This is a genomic window from Pseudomonas karstica (assembly GCF_009707515.1).
Classification (GTDB): domain Bacteria; phylum Pseudomonadota; class Gammaproteobacteria; order Pseudomonadales; family Pseudomonadaceae; genus Aquipseudomonas; species Aquipseudomonas karstica.
In genome coordinates, this window is sequence record NZ_WLYI01000005.1 from 89,010 (window position 1) to 110,759 (window position 21,750).

General features: G+C 59.8%; 12 protein-coding genes. 6 read left to right on the forward strand and 6 right to left on the reverse strand.

Annotated features, from left to right (window positions below):
- Positions 1-23: 23 nt before the first annotated feature.
- Positions 24-3,407, reverse strand: a complete 3,384-nt coding sequence (mscK, locus tag GIR22_RS05515; protein WP_154742347.1) for a mechanosensitive channel MscK — start codon at positions 3,405-3,407, stop codon at positions 24-26.
- Positions 3,408-3,479: 72 nt separating this feature from the next.
- Positions 3,480-5,222, reverse strand: coding sequence for a potassium/proton antiporter (locus GIR22_RS05520; protein ID WP_154742348.1), 1,743 nt, complete (start codon positions 5,220-5,222; stop codon positions 3,480-3,482).
- A gap of 438 nt (positions 5,223-5,660) precedes the next feature.
- On the opposite strand from GIR22_RS05520, the gene GIR22_RS05525 reads away from it, so the two are divergent.
- Positions 5,661-5,891, forward strand: coding sequence for a hypothetical protein (locus GIR22_RS05525; RefSeq protein WP_154742349.1), 231 nt, complete (start codon positions 5,661-5,663; stop codon positions 5,889-5,891).
- Entirely contained in the window at positions 5,888-6,190 is a 303-nt protein-coding gene (locus GIR22_RS05530; RefSeq protein ID WP_154742350.1) for a cell division protein ZapA, read from the forward strand. The genes GIR22_RS05525 and GIR22_RS05530 overlap by 4 nt, the downstream gene beginning before the upstream one ends.
- On the opposite strand, the gene GIR22_RS05535 is transcribed toward GIR22_RS05530, so the two are convergent.
- Both GIR22_RS05535 and putA read right to left on the reverse strand, forming a co-directional pair.
- A complete protein-coding gene (locus tag GIR22_RS05535) occupies positions 6,191-7,993 on the reverse strand; it encodes an acyl-CoA dehydrogenase (protein ID WP_154742351.1) in 1,803 nt (600 codons plus the stop codon).
- A gap of 330 nt (positions 7,994-8,323) precedes the next feature.
- Complete coding sequence (gene putA, locus GIR22_RS05540) at positions 8,324-12,277, reverse strand: trifunctional transcriptional regulator/proline dehydrogenase/L-glutamate gamma-semialdehyde dehydrogenase (protein WP_154742352.1); 3,954 nt, start codon at positions 12,275-12,277, stop codon at positions 8,324-8,326.
- Positions 12,278-12,737: 460 nt separating this feature from the next.
- Between putA and putP the strand changes: the two genes are divergently transcribed.
- From putP to GIR22_RS05560, 4 genes are all read left to right on the forward strand, one after another.
- Positions 12,738-14,222, forward strand: a complete 1,485-nt coding sequence (putP, locus tag GIR22_RS05545; protein WP_154742353.1) for a sodium/proline symporter PutP — start codon at positions 12,738-12,740, stop codon at positions 14,220-14,222.
- Between the two features lie 207 nt (positions 14,223-14,429).
- Positions 14,430-16,454, forward strand: coding sequence for a type VI secretion system Vgr family protein (locus tag GIR22_RS05550; protein WP_154742354.1), 2,025 nt, complete (start codon positions 14,430-14,432; stop codon positions 16,452-16,454).
- Positions 16,455-16,501: 47 nt separating this feature from the next.
- Complete coding sequence (locus GIR22_RS05555) at positions 16,502-17,227, forward strand: DUF4123 domain-containing protein (RefSeq protein ID WP_154742355.1); 726 nt, start codon at positions 16,502-16,504, stop codon at positions 17,225-17,227.
- Between the two features lie 80 nt (positions 17,228-17,307).
- Positions 17,308-18,144 carry a 23S rRNA (adenine(2030)-N(6))-methyltransferase RlmJ gene (locus GIR22_RS05560; protein ID WP_154742356.1) on the forward strand — a complete coding sequence of 279 codons (837 nt, stop codon included), beginning with the start codon at positions 17,308-17,310 and terminating at the stop codon, positions 18,142-18,144.
- 77 nt (positions 18,145-18,221) lie between these two features.
- Here GIR22_RS05560 and msrA read toward each other — a convergent pair whose 3' ends face one another.
- A complete protein-coding gene (msrA, locus tag GIR22_RS05565; RefSeq protein WP_154742357.1) occupies positions 18,222-18,869 on the reverse strand; it encodes a peptide-methionine (S)-S-oxide reductase MsrA in 648 nt (215 codons plus the stop codon).
- A gap of 73 nt (positions 18,870-18,942) precedes the next feature.
- Complete coding sequence (locus tag GIR22_RS05570) at positions 18,943-21,636, reverse strand: putative bifunctional diguanylate cyclase/phosphodiesterase (RefSeq protein ID WP_154742358.1); 2,694 nt, start codon at positions 21,634-21,636, stop codon at positions 18,943-18,945.
- Positions 21,637-21,750 lie beyond the last annotated feature (114 nt).

A 21,750-nucleotide genomic window follows, 5' to 3' on the forward strand; every position in this document is an offset into this window, starting at 1 on the left:
CCATTCTGCTGGGGATAGTGCATTTAGTCGAGCTTGGTGGGCGGCGGCTCTGGCGCGTCCTCGACTTTACCAGGGGGTGGTTCGGGGGGCTCCTGGTCCTTGGCGGGAGGTTGGATGGTTTTGTGATTTTCTTCCACCGGTGCCAACTTGTATTCCTGGCCGTTAAGGTTTTTCAGGTAGATCTCCATCTGTCGGAACGAGATGTTGATGTGCTGCTTCTTGAACTCGCGGTTGATAAAGCGGTTGACCTCATCGAGTACCGGATTACGGTCCCCGAGGTCGCGTACGTGCATGCGCAGTTCGTGGTCGAGGGTGCTGTCGCCGAAGTTCAGGAAGTACACAAGGGGTTCCGGCTCTTTCAATACCCTGGGGTTTTCCCTGGCCGCCTTGAGCAGTAACTCCTTCACCAGGTCCAGGTCGGACCCGTAGTCCACCCCCAGTTTCAGGGTGACCCGCGTGACGGTATCGGTCAGTGACCAGTTGATCAGTTGCCCGGTAATGAACGTCTTGTTCGGGACGATGATGTCCTTGCGGTCGAAGTCGGTAATGGTGGTGGCGCGGATGCGGATCTTACTCACCGTGCCCGACAGATTACCGATGGTGATGGTGTCACCGATCCGTACCGGGCGCTCGAACAGGATCATGATGCCGGAGATGAAGTTGGCGAAGATCTCCTGCATGCCAAAGCCGAGCCCCACTGATAGTGCTGCCACCAGCCACTGCAACTTGTCCCAGCTCACGCCGAGGGTGGACAGGGTGGAGACAAAACCCACGCCGGCAATGACGTAGGACAGCAACGTGGTGGTGGCGTAGGCGCTGCCTTGGGCCAAGTCCAGCTTGGACAGCACCAATACTTCCAGCAGGCCAGGCAGGTTACGTGCGAGGGCGAAGGTGATACCGATGATGATCAACGCCCCCAGCATGTCGCCGATGCTGATGGGCACCATGCTGATGTTGGCGCCGGTGCCGCTGGTGTATTCGTAGAGGGTGACATTATCCAGATAGGAGAATACCGAAATCAGGTCCGACCAGACCCAGTACAGCGCGGCGATAAAACCGCCGAGCAAGGCCAGGCGGATCAGTCGCATCGACTGTTCGTTGACCTGTTCGATGTCCAGGGTTGGCTCTTCGATCACCGCTTCGCCGTCGCCGGCCTCCTTGGCGGCTTGGCGCTTTGCCAGTGCCCGGGAATAGGCCAGGCGTCGCGCGGCAACGCCCAGGCCCCGGACGAAGGTGGCCTCGATCACCAGCCAGAACATCAGCAGGTACAGGGTGTTGATCAGCCGATCACTGAGTTTGAGGGCGGTGTAGTAGTAGCCAAAACACACGGCCAGGAACAGTGCGATGGGCAAGGCGGTGAACAGCAAGCCGAGGGCCTTGCGAAACAGCGAGGCTTTTTCATGGGTCGGACTTTTGAGCAACAGGCGGCTGAGCAACCATGTCATCAGCGCGTAGCAGGCCAGCACCACGCCGATGCCCAACACGTCATCCGCCAGTGCAGCCGGTTGATGTTCGGCAATGGCCACCACGGCCACTAAGGCCAGTACCACCAGTCCCAGCTTGCGGATCCAGCCCTGGAGGAATTCGACCTGGGGTTTTTCCCAGCGAAAGTGCAGCTCGGCCACGCCGCCCGGCGCGAGAATCCGATAGGCGGTGTAGAACACCAGCCACGCCTGGGCAGTCTGCAGCAGCGCTGCGCCCAGGTTGGCGTTTTGCCCACGGGCGTCGATTTGAAGGGCATAGCCGCACAGTGCCAGGCCCAGCGCCACTGGCATCGCCAGCAGTATATTCACCAGAATCGCCACAGGCGTGTGCCATTGGCTGTCGCGCTTGAAGTGACCGATGTCCAGGTGGATTTTCTTTAGGCGGGTGTACAGGGAGCTGCGCCGCCATAGCAAGGCGCCGATCAGTAGCAACAGGGGCAGGAACAGTAGCGGGCGTTGGGTCAGGCCATCGTACAGCTCGCTGACGCTGGAGGCCCAGGGCAGGGTGGTGACCTGTTTATCCAAACGCTCCGGCACGACCTCCAACCACTCGGTGTCCAGCGGTTTGTTGCTGGGGATCCAGAACATCTGCTCGTCGAGGGTTGCCCGCAAATTGGTGGTGGTACTGAGCAGTTGTTTCTGGTTCAACTGCAGGGTGATGGATTCGTTGAGCAGCGCACTCAACTCGCGGTTCAGGCGTTCCAGCAGGTCGCTACGGGTAATCGCCAGCTCCAGCAGAGTCCGGCGCAGCTGTGGCGTGACCTGGTCCGCTGGCTGGGAGGCCAGCAAATTATCCACGTAAGTGCTGGGGGTGGTGATCAGTTCGCGTTGTTGGTTGACCTCGAACTGGTACAGGCGAATGTTGGCGATGTCGTCCGCCAGGTCGCGATCCACCGCCAGGCGTGGCAGCGCCTGTTTTTGCTGATAGAGGATCTTCGACAGCAACAGGCTGCCCTTGAGCACGTTGATCTGCTCGTCCAGGGCCGAGTCGCTTTGGGTCACGCTGTCCAGTTGTTGCTTGGTCTGCAGGTTCTTCTGGGTCAGCTCGTTGAGCCGGTCAGTACTTTTGAGCAAGTAGTCGGAAAGTTTCAGGTTGGCCGTGCTTTCCGTGGCGAGCAGGCTGCTGCCGCCGGCTTTCTGCGCTTCGATGGATTGCTGGGTTACGGTCTCCTGGGACTGAGCAAGGCGTTTCTGGTTGATCAGGGTTTGCAAGTCCTGGATTTCCTGCTCCAGGCGCGTGGCTTTTTCCACTACCAGGTCGTGCTGGCTATTACCCAGGTCTTGCAGTTGGCTGTTGCCGGCCAATTCCTGGCGACGCAATGGGATCAGGGCATTGAGGGCTGCCAGTTCGGCATTCAGTTGGTTGCGCTGGTCACCGTTGAGGGTTTTACCATCGTCTTTGCCTGCCTTGAGAATGGCATTGATCTGCTGAATACGGGTCTGGCTGCTGCTGATTTCGGTTTGGGCGCGTTCGGGGCGGGTCTGGGCGGCGATGGTCAGGCTGTTGGCATCGGCCAGTTCCTTTTGCAGGTCGCCTTGTTGGGTGCTGCGCTGCACCAGCAGTTGCTCAAGCTGTGGTATTGGCAGGGTGGCATAGCGTTGAGCGACCGGAATGACCTTGGTGGCCTTGAGGCGGGTCAGTTCACGCTGGTTTTCCGTGGTTCGGCGCGGGGCGTCTTCCAATTGGCGCTTGAGGTCGGCCAGGCGCTGCTGGTAGTCCTGCTGGTTGCCCAGGAAGGTCAAGGTCTGCTGCAGAATGCTCTGCAGTGCCTTCATATCGGCATCCGGCAGTTTGCGCTCGGGCAGTTTATCCAGGGTTTGCTGGACTGCGTCGACGTTGGGCGGGTCGGCGGCTTGCACGGTACCGACACAAAGGCTCAGGCCCAGCAGGGCAGTGGCTAAAAAAGTGCGCAGGATTGTCATGGATACCGGTCGAACAAGAAGAAGAGATCGGGAGGCGCCCTGACGTCAAATGGCACGCCATCACTCGGCAGTTTAGAGGAAGAGTCCGGGGCCCGGGCGACTTCCTTCGGGGAATCTGACGCCCACTTTGCCGATCTTGTTCCCGTCCATGACGGCGACGGTCCAGATGGTGTTGTTCCATTCCACCTGGTCGCCCACCACCGGTGCACCCCCCACTTTCTGGGTGATGAAGCGGCTCAATGGCAGGTCCGGGTCGATGCCCTCGAGCTTGAGCCCGTACAGGGCCGAAACCGCGCCCAGGTGGGCGTCGCCCTCCAGCACGAAGTCGCCGAAGAAGCGCAGGTCGAGGCCTCGTTGAGGCGCCTGGCTGAACAGTTTGCCGAGGGCTGGCAGGTTGTGTTCGTGGCCGATCACACAGAGTAAATCGTCGACTTCCAGTACTGTACTACCCGACGGATGGAGCAATTGTTGGCCGCGAAACAGCGCGGCGATACGAGTGCCTTCGGGCATTTTCAACTCACGAAGGGCGGCGCCGATACACCATTTCTCTGCACCCAGGCGGTAGACGAACAGCTCCCACTCGCTGGTGACATGGACTTCCAGGGCCGCTCGGGAAATCGGTGCAGGTTCTGGCGGTACCGTCACTTTCAACAATTTGGCGACCCACGGCAGGCTGGTGCCCTGGACCAGCAACGACACCAGCACGATAAAAAACGCGAGGTTGAAGTACAGCTGGGCGTGGGGCAGGCCGGCCATCAGGGGGAACACCGCGAGAATGATCGGCACCGCACCGCGCAGGCCAACCCAGGCAATAAAGGCCTTTTCCCGACTGTGGAAGGCCTTGAATGGCAGCAAGCCAACCATCACCGACAGTGGCCGCGCGAACAGGATCATCCACAGCGCCAGGCCCAGGGCCGGCAAGGCAATTGGCAACAAATCATGGGGAGTAACCAGCAGGCCCAGTACCAGGAACATACCGATCTGTGCCAGCCAGGCCATGCCGTCGAGCATATGCAGGATACCGTGGCGGCTGCGCACCGGGCGGTTGCCGATTACCAGGCCGCACAGGTACACCGCGAGGAAGCCGCTGCCGTGCAGGGTGTTGGTCAGGGCGAACACCGCCAGGCCGCCGGCAATTACCAGGATCGGGTACAGGCCGTTGGCCAGGTTGATACGATTGACCATTTGCAGCATCAACCAGCCGCCGCCCAGGCCGATGATGCCGCCGATACCAAACTCGCGGATCAGATGGCCCAGCAGGCTCCAGTGCAGGCCGGTCTGGCCGCTGGCGAGCATGTCGATCAGGGTGACGGTGAGGAACACTGCCATCGGGTCGTTGCTGCCGGATTCGATCTCCAGGCTGGCGCTGACCCGCTCGTTCAGGCCCTTGCCGCCCAAGAGCGAGAACACGGCAGCGGCGTCGGTGGAGCCAACGATGGCGCCGATCAACAAACCTTGAATGATGTTGAGGTCGAACAACCAGGCCGCCGCCATGCCCGTGAGGCCGGTGGTAATCAACACCCCCACGGTGGCCAGCGACAAAGCTGGCCACAGTGCCACGCGAAAACTCGTCACCCGTGTGCGCAAGCCACCGTCCAGCAAGATCACGGCCAGTGCCAGGTTACCCACAAGGTAGGCCGTCGGGTAATTATTGAAGATGATGCCGCCGCCATCGACGCCGGCAAGCATGCCGACGGCCAGGATGATTACCAAAATCGGGATGCCCAGGCGGGACGAAAGGGAACTCACCAGAATGCTCGCACTTACCAGCAACGCGCCGATCAAGAACAGGCTGTTGATGGTCGTTGCATTCAAGGGCTGTACTCCGTGGGCAAGAAAAGCGAGACGCAAACTGACCATGCAGTCTACGTGCCAGTGATTCTAACCTGTTGAAATGCTGCGTTGTCAAAAAGCTTTTTTGAGTGGTGAAGATCAAATGCGGGAGCTGGCTTGATGCACATATTTCTTGCACCTGATCATAGCCATCGTCGGTATCGATCAGTTTTTCGTAGATGCCTTGGGCGGTGGATCTTGCTCATCGGCCATACGACTAACGTTTTGAGGGGGACACCCTTTTGTCGCAATTGGCGTGAATATGGGTGGGGCCTGGAACCAGATGACGCAAAAGCAGTCACTAAGGCTTGAAAGCGTGGCCTGCCCTGTAAAATCAAGGCCGCGCGCCAGGATAACCCTGGCATCCGAGGTGAATTTTCTTTATCGTCACCGCCCTTTTTAAATGCCCGAGAAATCAAAATGTTAGAAGCATCCCTCAGCCAATTGGAACAACTGGTCAATGACTTGGTACAGCAGAACCAGGACTTGTTGGGCAGCAACGAATCCCTCAAGGAAGAACTGGCCCGCGCCAAGGATGAAAACGACAGCTTGCAGCTGAACCTGATGGAACAGGAAGAAAAGCAGGGCACTACTGCCGCGCGTATCCAGGCGTTGGTTGAGCGTGTAAGCGCAGGCCCTGTCAGCGCATGAGTCAAGGCACCGAGGGGGTAAAAGTCGTTTCGATTCTCGGTGAGGATTACTCGATCAAGGCACCGGAGGGGGAAGACACTATCCTGATGAGCGCCGTGACGATGTTGAAGGCGTCTTTGGCCATCACCAAGAAAAAGTACCCAACCCTGATTGGTGACAAGTTGCTGGTACTGGCGGCGCTGAACCTGTGCGCCGAACAGATTGAAATGCAGCAGCGCCACCAGCAGGAGCTTGACCGTTACCAAGAGCAAGTCAGCGCCACGGTCGAGGTGATTTCCAAGGCGATCGGTCAGTCCTGACTAGAACCACTCGTCCTGCATGCTCAGGCACGTATCGTCCCGTGCCTCAAGAATCGCCAGCTCATGATGGCAGCTCGGTATTTCCCAGGTCAGGAAGTACCGGGCGGCTTGCAGCTTGCCTTTATAAAAGGCGACATCCGCAGCGTTATTCTTGGCCAACCCTTCTTCGGCGCGGATCGCCTGTTCCAGCCAGCGCCAGCCAATTACCGTATGCCCGAACACTTTCAGGTACAGCGCAGAGTTCGCCAGACCGCTGTTGACCTTGCCTTGGGCGAGATCGGTCAATAGCCCGAGGGTGACGCTTTGCAAGCGTGCCACCAGCTGTTCCAGGGGGTCCCTTAGTGCAATCAGCGTAGGGTAGGCCTGCGCCCGTGCGCCGGTTTCAGCGATCAGGCGAATCAGTTGCTTCAAGCCCGCGCCACCGTTCTGAGCGAGTTTGCGGCCCAGTAAATCCAGGGACTGAATGCCATGGGTGCCCTCGTGGATCGGGTTCAGGCGGTTGTCGCGGTAGTATTGTTCTACCGGGTATTCGCGGGTGTAGCCGTGGCCACCGAGGACCTGGATCGCCAGTTCGTTGGCTTTCAGGCAGAACTCCGATGGCCAGGACTTGACGATGGGAGTCAGCAGGTCGAGCAGCTCATGGACCTGTTTGCGGGCGGTTTCGGTTTCAAGGGTCGTGGTGTCGTCGAACAGGCGGGCCGCATACAGACCCAGGTCGAACGCGCCTTCTACATAGGCCTTTTGGGTCAGCAGCATGCGTTTGATATCGGCGTGATGAATGATCGCTACCGGTGCGGTGTTCGGGTCCTTGCTGTCTGGCAGGCGGCCTTGGGGGCGCTGCCGGGCGTACTCCAGCGAGTAAAGGTAACCGGCGTAACCGAGCATCACTGCACCCATGCCGACACCAATCCGCGCCTCGTTCATCATTTGGAACATGCAACTCAGGCCTTGGTGCGGCTTGCCTACCAAATAGCCGACGCACTCCCCGTTATCGCCGAAATTCAGCGCCGTCGATGTGGTGCCGCGCCAGCCCATCTTGTGGAACAACCCGGCCAGCAACACGTCGTTGCGCTTGCCCAGGCTGCCGTCATCATTGACCAGGAACTTGGGCACGATAAACAGCGAAATGCCTTTCACCCCGGCCGGCGCCTCAGGCAGCTTGGCCAGCACCATGTGCACGATGTTTTCCGACAGTGGGTGGTCGCCGCCGGAGATAAAGATCTTGTTGCCCTTGAGGCGATAGGTGCCGTCAGTCGCCGGTTCCGCGCGGGTACGGATATCTGAAAGGGACGAGCCGGCATGGGGTTCGGTCAGGGCCATGGTGCCGAAGAAGCGGCCCTCGATCATCGGTTGCAGGAAACGCTGTTTCTGTTCCTCGGTACCGAAGCTTTCGATCAGGTTGGCGGCGCCCATGGTCAAAAACGGATAAGACGTGGAGGCGGCGTTGGCTGACTGGAAATGGGCAAAACAAGCCTGGGACAGCAAGGTGGGCAATTGCATGCCACCTGCTTCGAAGCTGCGGGCAGCGTTGAGAAAGCCGGCTTCAAGGAAGGCATCGACAGCGGGTTTCACTTCTGGAATCAGAATCGCCTGACCCTGCTCAAAGCGTGGCTCGTTTTCGTCACCCTTGCGGTTGTGTGGGGCGAAATACTTTTCGGCAATGCTGCGGGCGGTGCCAATGGCGGCGTCGAAGGTTTCGCGATTGTGTTCGGCAAATCGCTCGCGTTGGGTCAGGCCCTCGGCATCGAGGACTTCGTACAGCTCGAAAGCCAAATTGCGGGAACTGAGCAACGTCTCGGACATGGCGGCTTACCTGTGGGGGAGTGTGCCGAGTCTAAGCGCGCAAATAGAGGCTGGATAGCAAGATTGATCTGGGTGATGGAGAGGCAGAACGCAGGGGGAGGAGATCGCTCCCACGCGTGGGAACGAGCGGGGCCCGTGAGATATGGATCGTTCCCACGCTCTGCGTGGGAATGCAGCCCGTGACGCTCTGCGTCGCTCCTTGCACAAGGCTTGAGTCGTGCCCGTATGGCGGGACGCGGAGCGTCCCAAGAGGCGTTCCCACGCGGAGCATGGGAACGAGCGGGGCCGTGAGATATGGATCGTTCCCACGCGTGGGAACGATCAGTGTGATCAGCCGATGGTCATCAAACTGGCATTGCCTCCGGCAGCAGCCGTATTGACGCTCAACGCCCGCTCGATCACCAGGCGCTCCAGCGCAATGTTGGTCTCGCCTTGCGACAGCCCATGAACTCCAACAATCGCACCTGCACGCTTGGCCACTTGCTGGCAAACCTCGCGTAACTGATCGGAGTGGCCATGATGCAGAACCGCATCAAACACCACCTCGTCCTTGTTCCAGTCGGCCACCAGTTTGATGCGCGCCTGAACTTCCTTCGGGAGACGTGCGAACAATGCCTTGGTCACGTCAGCTTCCGGCCAAACCGCCGAACCGCCTACGGCCAGTACCGCCGCCAGTTGGGTCAGCAGGTCGCCTTCCACTTCCGCCAGGCACAGCACGTGCTCGCGGGGCAGGATGGCGTAGCTGTTGCGCTCACCGGTTGGGCCGGCCAATTGGCGGGTGATGCCACTTTGGGATTGGGCAGCGAACTGCACGCACAGTGCGCTCAAGTCGCCAAGCTTGCTGCTGTCGGCCCAGGCTTGCAGGGCCGTCGCTGGCTTGCTCATGGCATCCCGCAGGCGTACATCCGGTGCGGCCAATGCGTCACCGCGCACGAAGGACTGCTCGATGGCATCCGTCGGTCGAGTCGACAGCAGGCGGTACAGGTACAGCGGACCGCCGGCCTTCGGACCCGTCCCCGACAGGCCTTCGCCGCCGAAGGGTTGCACGCCGACCACGGCGCCGACGATGTTGCGGTTGACGTAGACGTTACCGGCATTGACGTTGTCGATCACCTTGGCGATGGTTTCGTCGATACGGGTGTGCACGCCCAGGGTCAGGCCGTAGCCGGATGCATTGATCTGGCCGATGAGTTGGTCGATCTCTTTGCGCTTGTAGCGCACCACGTGCAGCACCGGGCCGAAAATTTCCCGTTGCAGCTCGTCGAAGCTTTCCAGTTCGATCAGGGTTGGGGTGACAAAAGTGCCTCGTTTGGTTTCTTCGCTGTCGGCAATGGCCATCTGGTACACATTGCGGCCTTTGTCGCGCATGGCCTGGATGTGCTTCTCGATGCCGGCCTTGGCATCGGCGTCGATGACTGGGCCAATGTCGACCGACAGGCGCTCAGGGTTGCCGAGACGGCATTCAGCCATGGCGCCTTTGAGCATTTCGATCACACGGTCTGCCGAATCTTCCTGCAAGCACAGCACGCGCAGTGCCGAGCAGCGTTGCCCGGCGCTGTCGAAGGCCGAAGACACCACGTCGATGACCACTTGCTCGGTCAGCGCCGAGGAGTCAACGATCATCGCATTCTGGCCGCCGGTTTCGGCGATCAGCGGAACCGGACGGCCCTGGGCATCCAGGCGACCGGCGACGTTACGTTGCAGCAAGCGTGCAACTTCGGTGGAGCCGGTGAACATCACGCCCTTGACGCGATCGTCACCCACCAGGCGGGCACCGACGGTTTCGCCCTGGCCCGGCAGCAGTTGCAGCACGCCTTGCGGAATCCCGGCTTCGAGCAGCAGGCGCACGGCCTGGGCGGCGACCAGCGGGGTTTGCTCCGCTGGCTTGGCCAGTACCGGGTTACCGGCAGCCAATGCCGCAGCAACTTGGCCGCTGAAAATCGCCAGCGGGAAGTTCCACGGGCTGATGCACACCACCGGGCCCAGTGGGCGGTGGACGTCGTTGGTGAAATCGTTGCGGGCCTGTACCGCGTAGTAACGCAGGAAGTCCACGGCTTCACGCACTTCGGCGATGGCGTTGGCGAAGGTCTTGCCGGCTTCGCGGGCCAGCAGGCCCATCAGTGGCTGGATCTCGCCTTCCATCAAGTCGGCGGCACGTTCCAGGATCGCGGCACGTTCGGCGGGCGGGGTGGCCTGCCAGATCGGTGCGGCGTTCAGGGCGCACTGCAGAGCGTTGTCGACGTCTTCGACGGTGGCTTCCTGGACATGGCCGACCACGTCACGCAGGTCGGACGGATTCAGCACCGGCGCAGCGGCTTGATTGCTCGACGCACAGCCGAGCATCGGCGTGGCTGTCCAGTTGTTGTGGGCTGTGGCCAGCAAGGCGCAAGACAGCGACGCCAGGCGGTGTTCGTTGGCCAGGTCGATACCTGCAGAGTTGGCGCGTTCGCTGCCATACAGGTCGCGAGGCAATGGGATGCGCGGGTGCGGCAGGCCGAAGCCGCCTTCCAGCGTAGCCATTTGCTCGATGCTGGCCACTGGATCGGCCACCAACTCCTGGATCGAGATGGACTGGTCGGCGATGCGGTTGACGAATGAGGTGTTGGCGCCGTTTTCCAGCAGGCGGCGAACCAGGTAGGCCAGCAGTGTTTCGTGAGTACCTACCGGTGCATACACGCGGCACGGACGGTTCAACTTGCCATCGGCAATCTTGCCTACAACCTGCTCGTAGAGCGGCTCACCCATGCCGTGCAGGCACTGGAACTCGTACTGGCCGGGGTAATAGTTCTGACCTGCGATGTGGTAGATGGCCGACAAGGTGTGGGCGTTGTGCGTAGCGAACTGCGGGTAGATGACTTCCGGCACCGACAGCAGTTTGCGTGCGCAGGCAATGTAGGAAACATCGGTGTACACCTTGCGGGTGTACACCGGATAGCCTTCCAGGCCTTCGACTTGGGCGCGTTTGATTTCGCTGTCCCAGTACGCGCCTTTCACCAGGCGGATCATCAGGCGATGGCGGCTGCGGCGCGCCAGGTCGATCACGTAGTCGATCACGTATGGGCAACGCTTCTGGTAAGCCTGGATCACAAAACCGATGCCGTTCCAGCCGGTCAGTTGCGGCTCGAAACACAGGCGCTCGAGCAGATCCAGCGAGAGCTCCAGGCGGTCGGCTTCCTCGGCATCAATATTCAGGCCGATGTCGTATTGCTTGGCCAGCAGGGTCAGGGACAGCAGGCGCGGGTACAGCTCCTCCATGACGCGCTCGTACTGGGCGCGGCTGTAACGCGGGTGCAGGGCCGAGAGCTTGATGGAAATGCCCGGGCCTTCATAAATGCCGCGCCCGTGGGAGGCTTTGCCAATCGAGTGGATGGCTTGTTCATACGAGGCCAGGTACTTCTGGGCATCGTGTTCGGAGAGGGCGGCTTCACCGAGCATGTCGTAGGAATAACTGAAGCCCTTGGACTCGAATTTGCTGGCATTGGCCAGGGCTTCGGCGATGGTTTCGCCGGTGACGAACTGCTCGCCCATCAGGCGCATGGCCATGTCGACGCCCTTGCGGATCATCGGTTCGCCGCTTTTGCCGATGATGCGGCTCAGGGACGAGGTCAGGCCGGCTTCGTTATGGGTCGAGACCAGTTTGCCCGTCAGCAACAGGCCCCATGTGGCGGCATTGACGAACAGCGACGGGCTGTTGCCCAGGTGTGGGTGCCAGTTGCCAGTGCTGATCTTGTCGCGGATCAGCGCATCACGGGTGCCCTTGTCCGGGATACGCAGCAGCGCTTCGGCCAGGCACATCAGTGCCACGCCTTCCTGGGACGATAGGGAAAACTCTTGCAGCAGGCCCTGGACGATGCCAGCACGTCCGCCGGTGTTCTTCTGGTTGCGCAGTTTTTCGGCAATGGAGGCGGCGAGCTTGTTGGTAGCCTCGGCCATTTGCGCTGGCAGGCGAGCCTGCTCGATCAGCATTGGTACCACTTCCGGCTCGGGGCGACGGTAAGCGGCAGTGATCGAGGCACGCAGCACCGATTGCGGCAGGATGCTCTCGGCAAACTCCAGGAAGCATTGGTGGGCGTGGTCGGCCTGGACCTCGCCAGCATCCTCCGCGTCCTTGCTGCCCAAGCCGTTGAGCTCGTTCAGGGTTGCACCACCCTCGAGTTTCTCCAGGTAATTGAAAATCGCCTGCTTGATCAGCCAGTGTGGCGTGCGATCAATGGAGGTCGCGGCAGCCTTGAGGCGTTCGCGGGTCGGGTCATCGAGTTTGACCCCAAGGGTGGTCGTAGCCATATTTTTATCCTCATGGGTGCCACGACTGCGTGGCATCAGCTGCCGCAAGATTAGCTTTGCGCTCGAAGAGGTGCAACCGGGTGCAACCCATTTTTTTCATGAAAAGTCGCGCAGCTCGTCAGGAAAACCATTTTGCCCAACGGAATCGGCTGCGTACTGATGCATTTGCTTCTGGAGTCGACTGTTTTTGCTCCGAAAAGGAGCAAAAACAGGCCGTTTGCCGAAAAACATACTTGGGTGCAACTAATTCTCTCGAAACTGGTTGCACCTTATTTGGTTTGTTGAATAGCATTCGTGCCCAAGGTGCAACCACCTGCAAGGTAGGGTTCATCGGCTGATGGCTTTCCTGGGGAAACGTCAGTCATAAATGCGCGGCACGCAGCTCCGTCTAACAAGCTACTCTTTTGTTGACGGTCTGACAGACCGCCGCTACATAAAAACAAAGCCAGGGCGTAACTCAATGAGCGTAAGTAATCCAACCCTGATCACATTTGTGATCTACATCGCGGCAATGGTGCTGATTGGTCTCATGGCCTATCGCTCCACCAATAACCTTTCCGATTACATTCTGGGTGGTCGCAGCCTCGGTAGCGTTGTCACCGCACTCTCGGCTGGCGCCTCGGATATGAGCGGCTGGTTGTTGATGGGCCTGCCAGGTGCCATCTACATGTCGGGCCTGTCGGAAAGCTGGATCGCCATCGGCCTGATTATCGGTGCTTACCTGAACTGGCTGTTTGTTGCCGGTCGCCTGCGGGTGCAGACCGAACATAACGGCGACGCGTTGACGCTGCCCGACTACTTCTCCAGCCGTTTTGAAGACAAAAGCGGCCTGCTGCGGATTATCTCTGCGGTCGTGATCCTGGTGTTCTTCACCATTTACTGCGCTTCCGGCATCGTCGCCGGTGCCCGCTTGTTCGAAAGCACCTTCGGCATGTCCTACGAGACGGCGCTGTGGGCCGGCGCTGCTGCCACGATTGCCTACACCTTCATTGGTGGTTTCCTGGCAGTGAGCTGGACAGACACCGTACAAGCCACGTTGATGATCTTCGCGTTGATCCTGACGCCGATCATCGTATTGCTGGCTACCGGTGGTGTCGACACCACGTTCCTGGCCATTGAAGCGAAGGATCCGACCAGCTTCGACATGCTGAAAAACACCACCTTCATCGGGATTATCTCGCTGATGGGCTGGGGCCTGGGCTATTTTGGCCAGCCGCACATCCTGGCGCGCTTCATGGCGGCGGATTCGGTGAAGTCGATTGCCAAGGCGCGTCGCATTTCCATGGCCTGGATGATCCTGTGCCTGTGCGGCACCGTGGCGGTGGGCTTCTTCGGTATTGCCTACTTCTCGGCACACCCGGAAGTGGCGGGGCCAGTGACCGAGAACCCAGAGCGGGTGTTCATCGAATTGGCCAAGCTGCTGTTCAATCCATGGATCGCCGGTGTGCTGTTATCGGCCATCCTCGCAGCAGTGATGAGTACCTTGAGCTGCCAGTTGCTGGTGTGCTCCAGCGCCCTGACCGAAGACTTCTACAAAGCATTCCTGCGCAAAAATGCTTCCCAGGTTGAACTGGTGTGGGTCGGTCGGGCCATGGTGCTGTTGGTGGCGTTGATCGCTATCGCGATGGCGGCCAACCCGGAAAACCGCGTACTGGGCCTGGTGAGTTACGCCTGGGCCGGTTTCGGCGCAGCCTTCGGTCCTGTGGTGCTGATCTCGGTCATCTGGAAAAACATGACCCGCAACGGCGCGCTGGCCGGCATCCTGGTGGGTGCGATCACCGTGATCGTGTGGAAACACTTCGAGCTGCTGGGCCTGTACGAAATCATCCCGGGCTTTATCTTTGCCAGCCTGGCGATCTACTTCGTGAGCAAGCTGGGCGCACCGACTGCTGGCATGGTCGAGCGTTTTGATGCGGCCGAGAAAGACTACAACCTCAACAAGTGATTCGTGAGGGCGTTGATCGCCCGCTCAATTGAAAAACGGCCCGCATCCTTTGGATGGCGGGCCGTTTTTTTATGGGCGTGTCAAGGCGAGGCAAAGAAGGACTCAAGCATTCACGATGTAGGTATTTACTGATTTGCCAGCGGCGCATCCAACTCGGCAAATGGCTGGTGCAGAATCGTTCGCCCACCCTTCGCAGAGAAACACCGGATGTTCGCTCCTGCCAATCAAAGTACTTTCACCTTGACCCTCGAGGGCGTGCCCAGCGAACTCAAGGTCCTTGAGTTCAGCGGTATCGAGGCCATCAGCCAGCCTTACTGTTTTGACCTTGAACTGCTCAGCGAGCAGCCGGATCTCGACTTGGAAAGCTTGCTGCATCGTCAGGCGTTTCTCAGCTTCGATGCTTCGGGCCGTGGCGTTCACGGCTTGGTTTACCGGGTGGCGCAGGGTGATTCTGGGCACCGCCTGACGCGTTATCGGGTCAGTCTTGTGCCGCAGTTGGCGTATCTGCAACACAGCAGTCACCAGCGCATCTTCCAGCACAAGACGGTGCCGCAGATCATCGCGCTGGTCTTGGTGGGGCAGGGGCTGCAGGGCGACAGGTTCGAATTTCGCCTGAGCGGTACTTATCCCCAGCGTGAGTATTGCGTGCAGTTTGGCGAAACCGACTTGGCTTTTGTCCAGCGGCTGTGCGCTGAGCTGGGTATGCACTACCACTTCCAGCATTCGCCTGATGGGCACCTGCTGGTGTTTGGCGATGACCAGACGGTGTTTACCCAAGCTGATCAGCCTACCCCTTATACGCCCGGTTTGGGGATGGTGGCTGATACGCCTGCGATAAAGCGGTTTTCGGTGCAGTTGGAAACTCGCACCACGGGGGTGAACCTGCGGGATTACGATTTGCGTAAGCCGCGCCTGGAGCTGGAAAGTGCAGTGGCTGGCGAACAGCTTCCAAGCCTTGAAGAGCAGGATTACCCCGGTCATTTTACCGATCGCTCCCAGGGCAAATACCTCGCGCAGCGTGCGTTGGAACGTCATCGCAGCGACTATCGCCTGGCCTATGGCAAAGGTGATCAGCCAGGGTTGGCCAGTGGCCGGTTCCTCAAGTTGGCCGGGCATCCGCGCGAAGAATGGAATGACTTGTGGCTGGTGACGCAAGTGACCCACGAGGGCAAGCAACCCCAGGTGCTGGAGGAAGCTGTGATTGAGGTGGCAGGGGGGGATTTTCGTCAGGGTTATCGCAACGACTTTGTCGCCGCGCCTTGGGATGTGATTTTTCGCCCTCCTTTGCCGAAGCAGGCGCGCCCGATGATCTCCGGCTATCAGAATGCGGTAGTCACCGGGCCCGCTGACAGTGAAATCCATTGCGATGAGTTCGGCCGAGTCAAGGTGCAATTGGCTTGGGACCGCGCTGGAGAATATAACGAGCATTCCAGCTGCTGGCTGCGGGTGGCCAGTGCCTGGGCCCATGACCGTTATGGTTCAGTGTTGATCCCGCGGGTTGGCATGGAAGTGCTGGTGGGCTTCGTCAATGGTGACGTCGATATGCCGTTGGTTGTGGGCTGCCTGGCCAATGCAGCCACCCCGGTGCCGCTTGATCTTCCGGCGGACAAGACCCGTAGTATCTTTCGCAGCCAGAGCAGCCCTGGCGGGGGTGGCTATAACGAGTTACGTATCGAGGACCGCAAGGGCGCCGAGGAAATCTACCTGCGCGCCCAGCGCAACTGGACCCAGCACGTATTGCATGACCAGCAGGTGCAGGTCGACAACCAGCGTAGCGTGCTGGTCAAAGGTCTCGACCGCCACGAACTGCAAGGTGAAGAACAGCGCGTTACCCATGGCAACCGGCTGACCGAACTCAAGCAGGATGACCATCTGGTGATCGCCGGATCGCAGCAAATGCGCGCCGGCCGAAGCATTCAGGTCAGTGCCGGGCAAAGTATCGTCATCGACGCTGGCGCCACCGTGACTCTTCAGGCAGGTGGGCAGTCGATCACGCTTTCGGCGGGCGGTATTTTCAGTAGTGTTCCGATCCAGGTGGGCGGCGCCCCTGCTCCTGGCGCCACGCCGTTGATGCCAGGGCTACAGGAAAAGCTGCTGGCGCTCATCCCGGCCCCCCTAAGCGCCGTGCAAGTGTTTAGCCTGAAACGCAGCGCGCCGTTTTGCGAAGAGTGCGAGCGCTGCAAGGGTGGCCAGTGCGATATCACCCAAGTCCAAAGAGCCAGCGCTCAATAAAACCAATTATCCATCCGCGACTCGCCCTGAAAGGAATCTCCCTCCCAATGCCGAAACACTTATCACCCCGCACCTGGCTCACCCATCACCCCCTGCAACCCACCGAACACCTTTTCGTTATCCTCGGCAACGCCAGCGATGCCAAGCCATTCGACGCCTGGCGGGCAATGGCAGCAGGAGTGTTGCCCCAACCGATTTGGGCAGGCACAGCCTACGCCGCGTGGGATGAGGTGATGCCTTACGTAGGTGTCGTTGAGCCAGACAGTGGCTTCCTCGATTGGGTTGCGACCACCGAGGCGACGGATTGGGGGTGGCTGGCGGTGTCATCCAGTCCGCTTGAGACGGTGCTCGCCCACCTCAAAAGCTTGACCAAGGCGTATATGCCCGACGGGCAGGAGGTGTTTTTGCGCTTTTGGGATGGCGTTCATTTTCTGTCGATCGTGCAGGGGCTGGGCGAGGAGATGGGGAAAGTATTGCCGGTGTTTCGGCGTTATCTGGTCAATGGTCAGCCTCTGGTGGTTGAGGCTGGCCCGGTCACTGCGGCAAAGGCCTGCCCTTGGTGGAAAATGCCGCCTTCATTGCTTGCATACCTGGGAGAGCAATCGCCCGATACCTTGATCGACAACCTGCTGCAATGGCTGGAAGAAGAGCGTGCGCAGCTACACACAACCTTTGCGCCTGCGACCCTGAGGCACAAGGTCGCGTACTTCACGCGCAGGCAGGATGGCAGCCAGCAGGCGCTGGCTGCGTACCTGGGATCGGAATCGGCGTAGCCCCGGCAGCACCGCCTGGCATGCGCCCCTGCACCTTTGCCCTCGCAGAAGGTAAACTTCGCTTCTGCGCAGGAGCAACCATGAATTATCGTCACGCCTTTCACGCCGGCAACCACGCCGATGTCTTCAAACACCTGACCTTGACCCGCCTCATCGCCCTGATGTCGCGCAAGGAACAGCCGTTTGCCTATCTCGACACGCATGCCGGGATTGGCTTGTATGACCTGCAGGGCGACCAGGCCAACCGCACCGGTGAGTACCTGGAAGGTATCGCCCGCTTGTGGGGGCAAACCGACCTGCCGCCGCTGACCGACGACTACATGCGCGTACTGCATGAAATGAACCCGGATGGTCAGTTGCGTTATTACCCCGGCTCACCTGAACTGGCGCGGCGCCTTACACGCCCCCAGGACAGGGTGCTGCTCAACGAGAAGCACCCGGAAGACGGCGTGCTGCTCAAGGACAACATGAAGGGTGATCGTCGGGTCAAGGTTCATCTGGGCGAAGGCTGGCACGTGCCACGGGCGCTGTTGCCAGTGCCGGAGAAGCGCAGCCTGATGCTGATTGATCCGCCGTTTGAAAAGCTCGACGAAATGCAGCGCTGTGCCGCATCCCTCAAAGAGGCCATCGGCCGCATGCGCCAGACCGTGGCGGCGATCTGGTACCCGGTGAAGGACCAGCGCATGCTGCGACGCTTCTACCAGGACCTGGCCGGTACCGGTGCGCCGAAGTTGCTGCGGGTGGAGTTGTTGGTGCACCCGCTGGATACCCCCAACAGCCTGAACGGCTCGGGCCTGGCGATTGCCAACCCGCCTTGGGGGCTGGAGGAAGAGTTGCGTGAGCTATTGCCGTGGTTGTCCAAGCAGCTTGGGCAGACCCAGGGTGGGTGGCAGATGGATTGGCTCATTGCTGAGTAGCGATAATCTGCAAGCTACAAGCTACAAGTAAGCGCTGGAGTACACCTCTTGAAGCTTGAAACTTGCAGCTCCGATCTTTAGATCGGACAGGTCACGCCGGTGCCGCCGATGCCGCAGTAACCCTGCGGGTTTTTAGCCAGGTATTGCTGGTGATAGGCCTCGGCGAAGTACACCGTCGGGGCCTGATCGATTTCGGTAGTGATATCGCCCAGGCCCGCTTTGGTCAGTTCTGGCTGATAGGCCTGCGCACTGGCTTGCGCCGCTGCGAGTTGCTCAGGCGTAGTGGCGTAGATCACCGAACGGTACTGGCTGCCGATGTCGTTGCCCTGACGCATGCCCTGGGTTGGGTTGTGCAGTTCCCAGAACATTTTCAGCAGGTCTTCGTACTTGACCTTGGCCTGGTCATACACCACCAGCACCACTTCGCTATGGCCGGTCAGGCCGGAGCAGACTTCTTCATAGGTCGGGTTCGGCGTGTAGCCGCCGGCATAGCCGACCACGGTGCTGACCACGCCGTCGCGCTGCCAGAATTTGCGCTCGGCGCCCCAGAAGCAACCCAGGCCGAAGATCGCGAAACCTACGTCATCGAGGAAAGGGCCCAGCAGTGGGTTGCCATTGACGAAGTGGGTCTCGGGCAAGGCCATCGGGGTTTCACGGCCAGGCAAAGCTTGTTCTTGAGTGGGCAGCACGTTTTTGTTCACCAGGATTTCCGAGCGCAAGACCATGATCAGTCCTCTCGTCAGGTTGAGTTAACAGTAAGTAGTCAGACAGCCAGTGTGCCCGAGTGTTACAGCGATGTCAGGCGATTGGCCCGCGCGGGTAGCGTTTAAGCTTTTCAAGCAGCTCTGCACCGGGGATTGGCCGGTCGAACAGATAGCCCTGGCCAACGTCGCAACGGTGGCGGCGCAGGAACGCCAACTGCTCGGCGGTCTCGATGCCTTCGGCCACCACCTTGAGCTTGAGGTTGTGGGCCATGGCGATGACTGCGGAGGTGATTTCCATATCGTCCTGGTTATCCGGGATTTCATGGATAAAGCTGCGATCAATCTTGATGATGTCGATGGGGAATTTCTTCAGGTAGCTCAGCGACGAGTACCCGGTCCCGAAGTCGTCCATGGCCAGGGTCAGGCCGAAGCTTTTCAATTGATCCAGCTGCAGGCGTGTGTCTTCTGTGGCTTCCAGCAGCAGGCCTTCGGTCAGTTCAAGTTCCAGCAGATTGGCTGGCAGTTGTTCTTCCTTGAGGATCGTGGCAATCGACGCCACCAGATCCGGGTCGGAAAACTGCTTGGGCGACAGGTTGATCGCGACCTGCAGATTGCCCATGCCCGCGGCGCTCAGTTGTCTGCTCATGCGACAGGCCTGGCGGGCGACCCACTTGCCGATGGGGATGATCAGCCCGGTTTCTTCGGCCACGCTGATGAACTGATCCGGGCGGATCATGCCTTTTTCCGGATGGTTCCAGCGCAACAGCGCTTCCATGCCCAGCAAGCGGCCGCTGCGCAGACACAATTTGGGCTGGTAGAACACGTCCAGTTCGTTCTGGGTCAGGGCGCGGCGCAGGTTGTTCTCGACAAACAGCTTGTAGCTGGCCTCGGCGTTCAGTACTTCGGTAAACACCTGTACCTGATGTTTACCGTTGGCCTTGGCCTTATGCAGTGCGAGACCTGCGTTGCGCATCAGGGTCTGCGGGTCACGGCCGTGCAGCGGCGTACAGGCCAGGCCCACGGAGCCGGTAACGCTGATCAGTTGGTTGTCGACGAACATCGGTTTGTCGAGGGTCATCAGCAGTTGGCTGGCGACCTGCTGGCCGGTCTCCAGGTCAGTGTCGTCCAGCAGCACCGCAAACTCGTTACTGGCAAATCGCGCCAGGCTGCCACTGCTGCTCAGGCTGTTGCGCAAGCGTCGAGCCAGGCTGATCAGCAGCTTGTCGCCGGTCTGGTGGCCGAGGCTGTCGTTGATCCGCTTGAAGTTGTCGATGTCTACCAGCAGCAGGCTGATGGGGGTGTCGCTGTCCCGGGCAAAGCGCTCATCGAGGTTGCGGATGAACGCCGGACGGTTACCCAGGTTGGTCAGGTTGTCGGTGTAGGCCAGGCGCTCGATGCGCTGCTGAGCCAGCTTGGCCTGGGTGATGTCTTCGTAGATGCCGATGTAATGGGTCAGCTCGCGGTTGTCGCCATAAACCTTGGAGATCGACAACTGGCCCCAGTAGGGCTCGAGGTTTTTGCGTCGGCTTTTGAACTCACCCTGCCAACTGTTGCTCTTGGCCAGACTCGACGGCGCGTCGAACAGCAACTCGCTGAGATTCTCCAGGGCTGGTAGTTCCGACAGCTTGTGGCCGTGGACTTCGTCAGCGCTGTATTGGGTGATCGCGGTAAAGCTGGGGTTGACGTACTCCACAACGCCTGTGCAATTGACCAGTAGAAAGGCGTTGGCACTTTGCTCTACGGCCCGCTGGAACAGGTGCAAGGCGCTGGTGGCAGTGCGCCGGTTGTGGTTGTTGATGACCAGGGCAAACTGATCGGCCAACTCGCCGGCAAAGGCGATTTCATCGGATTGCCAAGTGCGGGTACTGCCTCGTTGCTCCAGGCACAAGACGCCGACCACCTGACCATCGACACGAATGCTGGCGTCGAGCATGGCGTGTATGCCATTGGCCCGCAGGCTTTGGGCCATTTCCCGGGTGCGAGGGTCACGCATGGCATTGTTGGCGTCGATGGCCCGGCTGGTCTGTAGGGCTTCCAGGTAATCCGGGAAGCTGCTGGCATCAATGAGCTCAGGCAAGTGGTGTTGCTGCTTGGCACGCTGGTAGGCCGAGATCGGCACCAGGCGCTGATCTTCCAGGTTCCAGATACTGGCGCAGTCAATCTGATAGATATCACAGGCACTGCGGGTAATCAGTTCGGCGGCTTCCTGCAGCGAATTGTTGGTGCTGTAGCGCTGACGGGCCAGCAGCAGGATCAGCTCCTGTTGGGCGCGTACACGCCCCAGGTGCTGCAATTGTTCCTGTTGCGCCTGTTGGTTGAGCTCCAGGGCGATTTGCAGGCGGCTGTTCTGGTTTTCCAGGTCGGCGGCAGGAGTGCTGGTGTCGGTATCCCTGAGCAGGCCATCGACGACCATCAAGTAACCACGCAGCAAGTGACGATTGTGTTGTTTGTAGGCTTCACCCAGCTCCAGCAGGCTCAGGGAGCCGTCATGTGTATGCAAGGTGTAGTGCACCCGATAATGGGGACTGACGCTTAACTGCTGTTGAATCGCGTCATGCAACTGATAGCGGGCCTGGGGTTCCATCAGGCTGGCATAGGGCGAACCGATCAGGGCGCACAGTTCTACCGCTGGCAGGCCGAACTGGCGTTCGCAATTGGGATCGAGGTACAGCAGGGCCCAGCTTGCCTCATTAAACCGTTCGAAACGCAGCATGCCGAGGCGCGAAGGCACCGGTAATTGCGTCACGACCTCGGCCGCCGTTCGGACGACATCGGGTTGGCTTTTCATGGGGGAACTCGCTTGGAAAAATGCGCACGGAGCCGGGCTCACGCCCTCTTTACTATTGCCTGCGGCAAGGTTGCATCATGTGGCACGGGCTGACAAGAGAGGATGAAGGCTAAG

What these genes read in the sequence shown, in the direction of transcription:
- mscK (WP_154742347.1), bottom strand. Translation starts at nt 3,407, where the DNA reads ATGACAATCCTGCGCACTTTTTTAGCCACTGCCCTGCTGGGCCTGAGC.
- GIR22_RS05525 (WP_154742349.1), top strand. Translation starts at nt 5,661, where the DNA reads ATGTTAGAAGCATCCCTCAGCCAATTGGAACAACTGGTCAATGACTTG.
- GIR22_RS05530 (WP_154742350.1), top strand. Translation starts at nt 5,888, where the DNA reads ATGAGTCAAGGCACCGAGGGGGTAAAAGTCGTTTCGATTCTCGGTGAG.
- GIR22_RS05535 (WP_154742351.1), bottom strand. Translation starts at nt 7,993, where the DNA reads ATGTCCGAGACGTTGCTCAGTTCCCGCAATTTGGCTTTCGAGCTGTAC.
- putA (WP_154742352.1), bottom strand. Translation starts at nt 12,277, where the DNA reads ATGGCTACGACCACCCTTGGGGTCAAACTCGATGACCCGACCCGCGAA.
- putP (WP_154742353.1), top strand. Translation starts at nt 12,738, where the DNA reads ATGAGCGTAAGTAATCCAACCCTGATCACATTTGTGATCTACATCGCG.
- GIR22_RS05550 (WP_154742354.1), top strand. Translation starts at nt 14,430, where the DNA reads ATGTTCGCTCCTGCCAATCAAAGTACTTTCACCTTGACCCTCGAGGGC.
- GIR22_RS05555 (WP_154742355.1), top strand. Translation starts at nt 16,502, where the DNA reads ATGCCGAAACACTTATCACCCCGCACCTGGCTCACCCATCACCCCCTG.
- GIR22_RS05560 (WP_154742356.1), top strand. Translation starts at nt 17,308, where the DNA reads ATGAATTATCGTCACGCCTTTCACGCCGGCAACCACGCCGATGTCTTC.
- msrA (WP_154742357.1), bottom strand. Translation starts at nt 18,869, where the DNA reads ATGGTCTTGCGCTCGGAAATCCTGGTGAACAAAAACGTGCTGCCCACT.
- GIR22_RS05570 (WP_154742358.1), bottom strand. Translation starts at nt 21,636, where the DNA reads ATGAAAAGCCAACCCGATGTCGTCCGAACGGCGGCCGAGGTCGTGACG.